Genomic DNA, 9166 nt, shown 5'->3' with positions numbered 1-9166 from the left:
TTTTTGAGGTGGTCACTTTGAACCGGAACCAACTGATCTCTTTTACAAGAATAGGGTGGTCACTTTAAACCGGAATCAACTGATCTCTTTTACCGGAATGGTATGCTCACTTTTGCCAGAATTTGCAGCAAAACGACATTTATCAAATTAAAAGACTGCTCACTACAAAAAGCGGCACTTTTTCATACTACAGCCTTCAGGAAATGGAGAATCAAGGATTCAATATAAAAAAAATGCCATTCTCCATTCGAATTCTATTGGAGAATGGATTGCGAAATTTTGATGATTTTGCCATTACTAGGGAAAATATTGAAACACTTCTGGGATGGAAACCTGAGCCTTCCGATAAAGATATCCCTTTTAAACCCGCGCGTGTTCTGATGCAGGATTTTACGGGTGTTCCAGCCGTGGTCGACATAGCTTCACTAAGAGCAGAAGTAGCCCGAAGAGGTAAAAATCCTGATGAAATTAATCCGCTTATACCAGTAGACCTTGTCATTGACCACTCGGTTCAGGTTGACTATTTTGGGACAGAATATTCCTATTCACGCAATATGGAGCAAGAATATAAAAGGAACTCCGAGCGCTATGAATTTTTAAAATGGGCGCAGCAGTCTTTCAGCAACTTCAGCGTAGTGCCGCCGGGAATGGGAATCTGCCATCAGGTGAATCTGGAATATCTTTCCAAGGGAGTAATTGAGCGAAATGGTGAAGTTTTTCCCGATACCTTAGTTGGAACAGACAGTCACACTCCTATGGTAAATGGTATTGGGGTTATAGCATGGGGTGTTGGCGGTATTGAGGCTGAAGCGGCGATATTAGGACAGCCCATTTATTTTATAATGCCTGAAGTAATAGGACTGAGACTGACTGGTAAAATACCGCTGGGATCGACTTCAACCGATATGGTGCTTACTATTGCAGAGCTGCTTCGAAAATACGGAGTTGTAGGCAAGTTTGTCGAAGTATTTGGACCGGGACTAGACAGTTTAAGTGTACCGGACCGTGCTACCATTGGGAACATGTCCCCGGAGTTTGGCTGCACGGTAACCTATTTCCCTATCGATGACAAAACACTGGAATATATGCGCCTTAGCAACCGTTCTGAGGAGCAGGTTAATCTGGTAGAGGAATATTGCAAAGCAAACCTGCTCTGGCGTACGGGTGATGAATCCATAACCTATACAGATGTTCTTGAACTTGATCTCTCTGCAGTGGAGCCCACCATTGCCGGTCCAAAAAGGCCACAGGATAAAATTCTCCTAAGAAACCTTGAAAATTCTTACGCTGATCTTATGGACAAGAATTTTAACCGAAAATATTCTAAACAGCAAAAACAGATTTCACGATGGTTTGGGGAGGGCGGTTCACAGCCAATCCAGGGTGAGATTCCAATTCCTGCCCATGCGAAAATTGAAGAAAAGATAGAAAATGGCGAAAAAAGCGTAGCTGTTACTTTAGGCTCCGAACAGTTTATACTCTCCGATGGAGCAGTGGCTATAGCTGCTATTACCTCCTGTACGAATACCTCTAATCCTTTTGTTATGATTGGCGCGGGCCTGGTGGCGAAAAAAGCCAGAGAAAGAGGGCTTAATGTTAAACCATGGGTAAAAACTTCACTTGCACCAGGTTCAAAGGTAGTAACAGATTACTTGATAAAAGCAGATCTGCTGGCAGATCTTGAAGCGCTGAAATTTCATGTTGTTGGATATGGCTGCACCTCCTGTATAGGAAATTCCGGTCCCCTGCCTGCTCATATTGCCAAGGCAGTAGAGGAACACGATCTCGTTCTTGCATCAGTTTTATCAGGCAACAGAAATTTCGAAGCCAGAATACATCCACAGATCAGAATGAACTTTTTAATGTCGCCGATGCTTGTGGTTATTTTTGCCCTTGCAGGACGTGTCGATATAGACCTAATCAACGAGCCGGTCAGCTATGATGCCAATCTGCTTCCAGTGTACCTTAAAGATTTATGGCCCTCAAATGATGAAATCAAAAAGGTGCTAAGTGAAGTTCTTTCGGCTAAAGAGTTTTCCGAGAGCTATGCATCTATTTTTGAAGGAAATCAAACATGGCAGAAATTAGTAGTGCCAGAGCAAAAATTATATCTCTGGAATGATGATTCAACATACATTAAAGAAGCTCCTTTTTTTAAAGATCTTCCTGAAAAACCAAATCCAATACAGAATATCAGCAATGCCCGGGCACTGCTGGTTCTTGGAGACAGTATAACAACAGATCATATCTCTCCTGCGGGATCATTTAAAGAAAATTCCGCATCGGGAAAGTACCTTCTGGCAAGAGGTGTGGAAAAAATTGATTTTAATTCCTACGGCTCACGACGCGGTCATGATCAGGTCATGGTCAGAGGTACATTTGCCAATGTGCGCATAAAAAATGCAATAGCAGAAAAAGAAGGAGGATTTACACCTTACCTTCCAACAGGAGAAGAAATGAGTATTTATGAAGCTTCTGTCAAATACAAAGAATCAAAAACTCCTTTGATTATACTTGCCGGAAAAGAATATGGCAGCGGATCATCCAGAGACTGGGCTGCAAAAGGTACCTTCCTGCTTGGCGTTAAGGCAGTCCTGGCTGAGAGTTACGAGAGAATTCACAGAAGCAATCTGGTAGGTATGGGTGTTTTGCCTTTACAGTATAAAAGTGGCCAAAATGCAAAAAGCCTTGGACTGACCGGCAGGGAAATTTTTAGCATAACAGGAATTCAGGATGATATCAGCCCTTTAAAAGAACTTTCAATTACCGCAGAAAAAGACAATGCAGAGATCATTAATTTTACAGTCATAGCAAGACTGGATTCTAAAATAGAAATCGAATATTATCGAAATGATGGTATCCTGCAATATGTACTGAGACAGTTTCTTCAAAAAGCATGATGTTTATTTCAAAGACAGATAAACTGAGAATCAAATTTTCCTTCCAAAATAAAATGGATCTACTGATCCAAGGCGAGGAAAATTTGATTTTTTTATGATATTTCTGTTTTTTGAACAAAAATTTAAACATAACAATCCTTGCCTACTGAGTCAATAGATTCATTACTATCTAATATGGAGCTCTTTATTTTTTAACTTTTGAAGCTTCAATTATTAGATTTGAAACCTCAGGTGCATGAGACATATAAACCACATGACTTGACTGAATCTCAATAATTTTGCTGTTTGCCCTTTTATACATTTTTCTTTGTAGATCAGGATGAATGTTTTTATCCTGCAGTGTCACCACAGCAAAGCTGGGTTTTGTTTTCCATGCTGCGTTAGAAAGAACAGTTCCGAATGATGATGCAATTATAGGAACCTGTGATGCCTCCATAAAATCACTTTCTTTCTGGCTTACATCAGCCGCAAACCCCGCATGGTATTTTGCTTTGTCATACCACAGATAACCCTGTTTATCCGGGCCGATAATCCCATTTTCTGGTGCCGGAGGATAAGTCGATGCCCACGTTGCAGCACTCTCTCCAACGTCAGGCAAAAAAGCTGCAATAAAGACAAGGCTGACAACTTTTGGATCGATACCTGCCTCTGAGATCACAACACCTGACCATGAATGTCCAACTAAGACCACAGGTCCTTCCAGCTTATCCAATACTCTTTGAACAGCCGCAACATCATCAGCAAGCCCGGTCAGGGGCAGCTGTGCAATTCTGACGTTATATCCTTTTTTGCTCAGAATTTCATATATACTCTTATAGCCCGATCCATCAGCAAAGGCACCGTGTACCAGAAGTATATTTTTACTTACCACCACCTGGGCCGCAACTTCTTGAACCGCCGAGAAACTCAAAGTCCAGATTGCAACTGCAATCAAACTTTTTACAGATTTAAATAGAATCATTTTCATATGTTTTTATTGTTAAATTCTTTTTGTCAATGTTGACTCTGCAAAGTTGCGACTCATACCTCAGGCAGTGTTAGGCATATATTCCTTAAATGTTAACCATTTTTCCTGTTGATATTATTTTCACATTTATCGTGATTAATTTTTTATTTTACAAAAAAAATTATGCCCAAATAATTTGATGTATAAAAAAAATGGCTACTAAATTGGTTCTATCCAAAAAAAAACTCTCAAAAAGTATTGAGAGTTTTATATTAAAGTATCCAAAGCTGCACGGTCAAGTTAACAGCTAATTATAAATCAAATAGCTGCATTAGATTCAATTTTCTATTACCTGACTATTGTTCTCCAGCTAAAGGATAGTCGGTATAGCCTGCAGCCGCTCCAGTGTAAAGAAATTCACTATTTGGAACTGCTATATCAGCTCCCGTTCGATATCTTTCAACTAGATCTGGATTAGCAATAAATGGCATGCCGTAGGCTATAAGATTGGCATTATCGCTGCGCAGCAGAGCATCACCAGATTTAGAATCAAAACCTCCACCAATCATTAACGTACCTTTAAATAGTGGACGAAAATAAGAAGCAACATCCTCAAATGCCTCCGCATGCGTTCCTGCAACTGATCCCACAGGGCCCCATACGTGAAGATAAGCAAGATCATACTGATTTAAAGCCTCAGCTAAATACCTAAATGTTGGCTCTGTATCGGCATTAGGCTTTAATGTGCCAGAACTTGTTGCAGGACTGATCTTCAATCCTACCCTTCCCTTTCCCCATACACTTGTTACCGCTTCTATAATTTCAAGTACAATACGACTTCTGTTCTCAGGAGATCCCCCGTAAGTATCCGTTCGCTTATTTGTAGCGGAGCTCAGAAATTCGGGTAGAAGATATAAATAGCCGCCATGAATTTCAACACCATCGAAGCCCGCTTTTTTTGCATTAAGACTAGCCAGTCGAAAATCTTCAACAATTCCTTTAATATCTTCTACCGTCATTTCGCGAGGTACGGGTGTATCCTTAAAACCGTCTAACGTATAAGTCTTTTCCCCAGGATTGATAGCAGAAGGCCCCAAAGGAAGTTTCCCATTCAGATGATCCTGATGAGATACAGCCCCAACATGCGAAATCTGCAGAAATATTCTTCCACCTTCTTTATGCACGGCCTCAACCACCGGTTTCCAAGCTTGGGTCTGCTTATCATTGTAGATTCCAGGAACATTAATGTATCCTATTGCATCCGGGCTGATCCATGTTCCTTCAGTAATAATCAAGCCTGCGGATGCCCTCTGCTTATAATAAGTAACCATTAAATCATTGGCAAGAAGTTCAGGATTTGTGGCCCGCCCCCTTGTCATAGGAGCCATAACTATACGGTTTTTTAAAAATAGATCACCTAGTGTGTAATCGGAAAATAATTTGTTGTCCATTATACGTTTATTTTATTTTTTATTATATCTCTCGAGTTTTAGCTCTACGACGGAGTCAGCTGCATTTAAATACAGTTGAATTATGATTATCCTTAGTAAAAAAGCAAACTTGTAATTATTTTGAAAGCTGAATGGATTGTCTCAATAATGAAAACTACATGCATCTTTGCGATACATTAACATTATCCTTTCTTTACGGTCGTTTCGATTAATTGAATATGTGCATCTTCGATGATATGAAATAAAAGCTTCTCAGTTTCAAAAAATAGTACTGTGTCGTGGGATTCGAGCACAATACCGTTCACTTCTAACTTTCCATCAATAAGATATACCATAACACCGTGGCCGTGGCTGAATAAATTATACTCAGGTTTTGTTTTAGCATCAAACCTGCCTTTAGACAGCCATGCATCCTGCAGCACAATAAGCGACTCTTTTGCACCATCCGGCGAAATCTGTAGTATCCATTCATTTCTCTTCAGCTTATCAGATGCAGTCTTTGTCTGTATATTGGGCGTAGTATTTTTTTCCCTGGGCTCAATCCATATTTGGAGATTGCGGGCAAACTTTATGTCTGATGGGTTCCCTGCGGAATGCCTTATTCCTGTTCCGCTGCTGATTAATTGAACATCATCTGCTGTTAGCTCTGCTTCGGCTCCTTTGTCATCTTTTTGAAACTCACTTCCTTCGAGTACGATAGCGATAACTTCAATATTTTGATGAGGATGAAGTCCTAGAAAGCCTTCTGGACTTACAATATCATCGTTAAATACCACTAAAGGTCCAAAATTGTCTGGTCTTCCTGTTCCAGGTGTGCCGTTACTCATAACCGACTGAATCCTAAAGAACTCATTTCCATAAATTCCCCTCTCGGATCCAGCTAAAAATATTGTTTTTGAATTGTCCATACTTTTTTAATTAATGTTGTTCAATAGACTAAATATTTCCTTTGTAAGTATTTATTATTTCTAAAGAAAATTTTAAAGTCTTATTGGTTTAATGTTGAGTACAAAATTCAGCTAAAACTTGGTCTTTCCACATTGATTTATGATAATAAATAAATTGATCTAGATCAAGATTTTGGACCTCAATGCTATAAATACCAGCATAGAAAGTCATTCCATAATTTAAAATTCCAACGGCTTATTACAGTGATCCGATTTATCACCCACAAATATTTAATTGGTATGCTTACCTGAAGTTTTTAGGATGGGAAAAATAGTTAACAATTAAGGAAAAGATGACTACTGCGAATTTAAAGCCAATTCGCAATTTTACACTTAATATAAACATACTGCCAAACTAAAAGCAGTTCTAAATTTTAAGCTATGACCACTCTATTTCACACAAGAATTAAAAACATCAATGTGAATCAATCCTTATCATTTTTTTTACTATTTATTATTAATATAGCGACAGCACAGATAAATGTAAGGGCAGATAAACCGGTTGCTTTACCGGTACTAAATAATTCATCGGTAAAAATTGATCCGGCCAAAGGCTACCTTGTTTCCGAAATAAAGGACAAAGTATATTATGTTACAGACGGAATTTACCAAATGATGTTCATTGTTACAAGCGATGGCGTGGTTGCGGTTGACGCACCCCCTTCCATTGGAAATAACATATTGCTTGCCATAAAAGAAGTTACTGACCAGCCAGTAAAATATGTTATTTATTCACACAGTCATCCCGATCATATTGGATCGGCATCATTGTATCCTGCAACCGCACAGTATATTTCCAGTACTACATCTGCAGATGAATTAAAAAAACATAATGAAGGCAAAAGTCAGATTCCTTTTGGGGCTTTTGTAGGAGGCAAGCCGGTTCCCCAGCCGACAAAAGTATTTAAAGACAGTTTTACACTTAATGCGGGCAATAGGATAATTAAAATTCTGCACACTCATCAGTCAGCTCATAGTGCCGATGATTTAATCATTTTTCTTCCTAAGGAAAAGATTGTTATGGCTGTTGATATCATATTTCCAGGATGGGTCCCATTCGAACAGGTAGCCTATGCACAGAATATTGATGGATACCTGGAACTGCATAAATTCCTACTAAATCTTGATTTTGATACACTTGTAGCAGGTCACTGGTCAAGACTCGGCACAAAACAGGATATAACTGATAATATGAATTATATAAATGATATCATTTCAGCACTGCAGGAAGGTTTTGCTAAAGTTGATTTCGGCAGCACCGTCTCCAAAGTAAACACGTCCAATATCAATCTAATGATGGAGACCTACTTTGACGCTGTAGCAAAATATGCTTCCGATAAAGTAGAATTAAAATGGAAAGACAAACTCTCAGGATCGGATGTCTGGACTTACAGCCATGCAAGAAAACTGCTTTCCTTTGTGCGCGAATCGGGAGTTTCCATGAATATGCCAAAATAAATCAAACCTTAAAAAGTATATCATGCTAAAAGAAATAGTTCACATATTGAAAAATGATTGTCCTAATTGCTATAAAGGCAAAGTATTTAAAGATAAAAGCTTTTATTTCAGCATGGGGTTCCCTAAAATGTATGATCACTACAGCAATTGTGGTTACACCTTCGAGAAAGAGCCTGGATATTTTTTTGGTGCTATGTTTATAAATTACGGCTTGACGGTTGCTGAATCTTTGATAACATATGCTATAGCACATCAGTTCTTTAAAGAAACCTTTGATGCACGGATCCTTCCTATAATTGCTGCGGTAATAATCCTTCTCTGTTTTTTAAACATCCGTTTATCGAGGATGATCTGGATTTATATTTTTAAGGATTATTCCCTTTAGTGTAATTTCAAGGGCAGGTTAGCCGCGGCTTGAGGAAAGAAGCTTTTCGCAACCTCCACCATATCCAAAGCCTCACGGAGTAATTTTATCTTACCATTTACTGCTTCAAGCCTGCCCATATAAGCCTGATGGTATGGGAGGCCAGTTGCAGCTGTAGTGCAGCGAACATCATATTCTCCAAATGTCTGATCTGGAGTGTCAATAAGTATTCTTATATTTTGAAATTCAAAGCCGGGAAATATTTCAGGAACATCCTTTAAAAAATTATATATTGCATCCCTTCCCTGCCATTGCCATGGCATTCCAAGACTGTTGAGATAGGGAAGTTCGATAGCTGCATCATCAGCAAATAACTCTATTGCAATCTCTGGATTATTGATGTTTTCCAAATAGCTTAAAAGCAGTTCTTTTGGAGTTTTAAATGTGCCCATTTTTATTGTAGATAATTTAGATTTATACCTCAGCGCTTTTTAACTGCACTGAGGTATAAAAATTTAAGCTTTTTTATTTTTTTGTCCAATGGCCAAAGGCAGTATATGCTGCTGGAGAACGTTCTACATTCATTTCTTTTAAAACCTTTTCATATTCTACAGCATATGGGCTTTTCATCTGTACATTCAAAAAGTGATCGATATTGTCATTCCATACCTCATACACTAAAAACTCTTCCGGTTTTCCCAATTCCTGATGCAGGGTCGCTTCTACGAAATTTTTCTCGTGGCTTATAGTGTCAAAAAGGTTAGTTAAGACAGATTTAAATTTTGCGGCATTTTCAGGAGTCGTTTTAAATTTTATACTTAGTACTAACTGATCTTTAGTTATTTCTGGCTTCCCCTTTGCTTGTTGAGCCTGCATACTGATTTGAAATAAAAAAAGCATCGATACTGCCATTGCGGTTTTTTTGAAACCAAAAATGATGTTTGTGAAATTTGTCATGTTTTTATTTTTTTACAATACAAAATTACATCGTCACTTCTTTATTTAACTTGATATATAATAAGAAATCAATTGATATATCTCAATTCTATGGTAGCATTGACTGATAAAAACCAATAAACTTGCCGTAAAAATCGCTCAAA

The 9166-nt window shown here is 38.4% G+C and carries 8 protein-coding genes; 3 read left to right on the top strand and 5 right to left on the bottom strand.

The genetic code is table 11. From position 1 onward, the window contains the following. Positions 1–146 precede the first annotated feature (146 nt). A complete protein-coding gene (gene acnA, locus KHA90_RS20830) occupies positions 147–2900 on the top strand; it encodes an aconitate hydratase AcnA (protein WP_213305974.1) in 2754 nt (917 codons plus the stop codon). A 184-nt stretch (positions 2901–3084) separates the two neighbouring features. On the opposite strand, the gene KHA90_RS20825 is transcribed toward acnA, so the two are convergent. From KHA90_RS20825 to KHA90_RS20815, 3 genes are all read right to left on the bottom strand, one after another. Further along, positions 3085–3861 carry an alpha/beta hydrolase gene (locus KHA90_RS20825; RefSeq protein WP_244860488.1) on the bottom strand — a complete coding sequence of 259 codons (777 nt, stop codon included), beginning with the start codon at positions 3859–3861 and terminating at the stop codon, positions 3085–3087. Between the two features lie 341 nt (positions 3862–4202). Continuing rightward, a complete protein-coding gene (locus KHA90_RS20820) occupies positions 4203–5297 on the bottom strand; it encodes an alkene reductase (protein WP_213305954.1) in 1095 nt (364 codons plus the stop codon). A 182-nt stretch (positions 5298–5479) separates the two neighbouring features. Next, a complete protein-coding gene (locus KHA90_RS20815) occupies positions 5480–6205 on the bottom strand; it encodes a pirin family protein (RefSeq protein WP_213305951.1) in 726 nt (241 codons plus the stop codon). Between the two features lie 420 nt (positions 6206–6625). Between KHA90_RS20815 and KHA90_RS20810 the strand changes: the two genes are divergently transcribed. Together KHA90_RS20810 and KHA90_RS20805 are read left to right on the top strand one after the other, a co-directional pair. After that, positions 6626–7702, top strand: coding sequence for an MBL fold metallo-hydrolase (locus tag KHA90_RS20810; protein WP_213305937.1), 1077 nt, complete (start codon positions 6626–6628; stop codon positions 7700–7702). A 22-nt stretch (positions 7703–7724) separates the two neighbouring features. After that, positions 7725–8087, top strand: a complete 363-nt coding sequence (locus KHA90_RS20805; RefSeq protein WP_213305934.1) for a DUF983 domain-containing protein — start codon at positions 7725–7727, stop codon at positions 8085–8087. Here the strand turns inward: KHA90_RS20805 and KHA90_RS20800 are convergent. Next, entirely contained in the window at positions 8084–8518 is a 435-nt protein-coding gene (locus KHA90_RS20800; protein ID WP_213305932.1) for a nuclear transport factor 2 family protein, read from the bottom strand. The two genes, KHA90_RS20805 and KHA90_RS20800, sit on opposite strands and share 4 nt — an antisense overlap. A gap of 73 nt (positions 8519–8591) precedes the next feature. Next, a complete protein-coding gene (locus KHA90_RS20795; protein WP_213305929.1) occupies positions 8592–9023 on the bottom strand; it encodes a putative quinol monooxygenase in 432 nt (143 codons plus the stop codon). Positions 9024–9166 lie beyond the last annotated feature (143 nt).

Source organism: Flavobacterium psychroterrae (assembly GCF_018380615.1).
Taxonomy (GTDB): Bacteria; Bacteroidota; Bacteroidia; order Flavobacteriales; family Flavobacteriaceae; genus Flavobacterium; species Flavobacterium psychroterrae.
The sequence above is the reverse complement of the archived record's forward strand: the minus strand, read 5'-3'. Positions and strand labels throughout refer to the sequence as shown.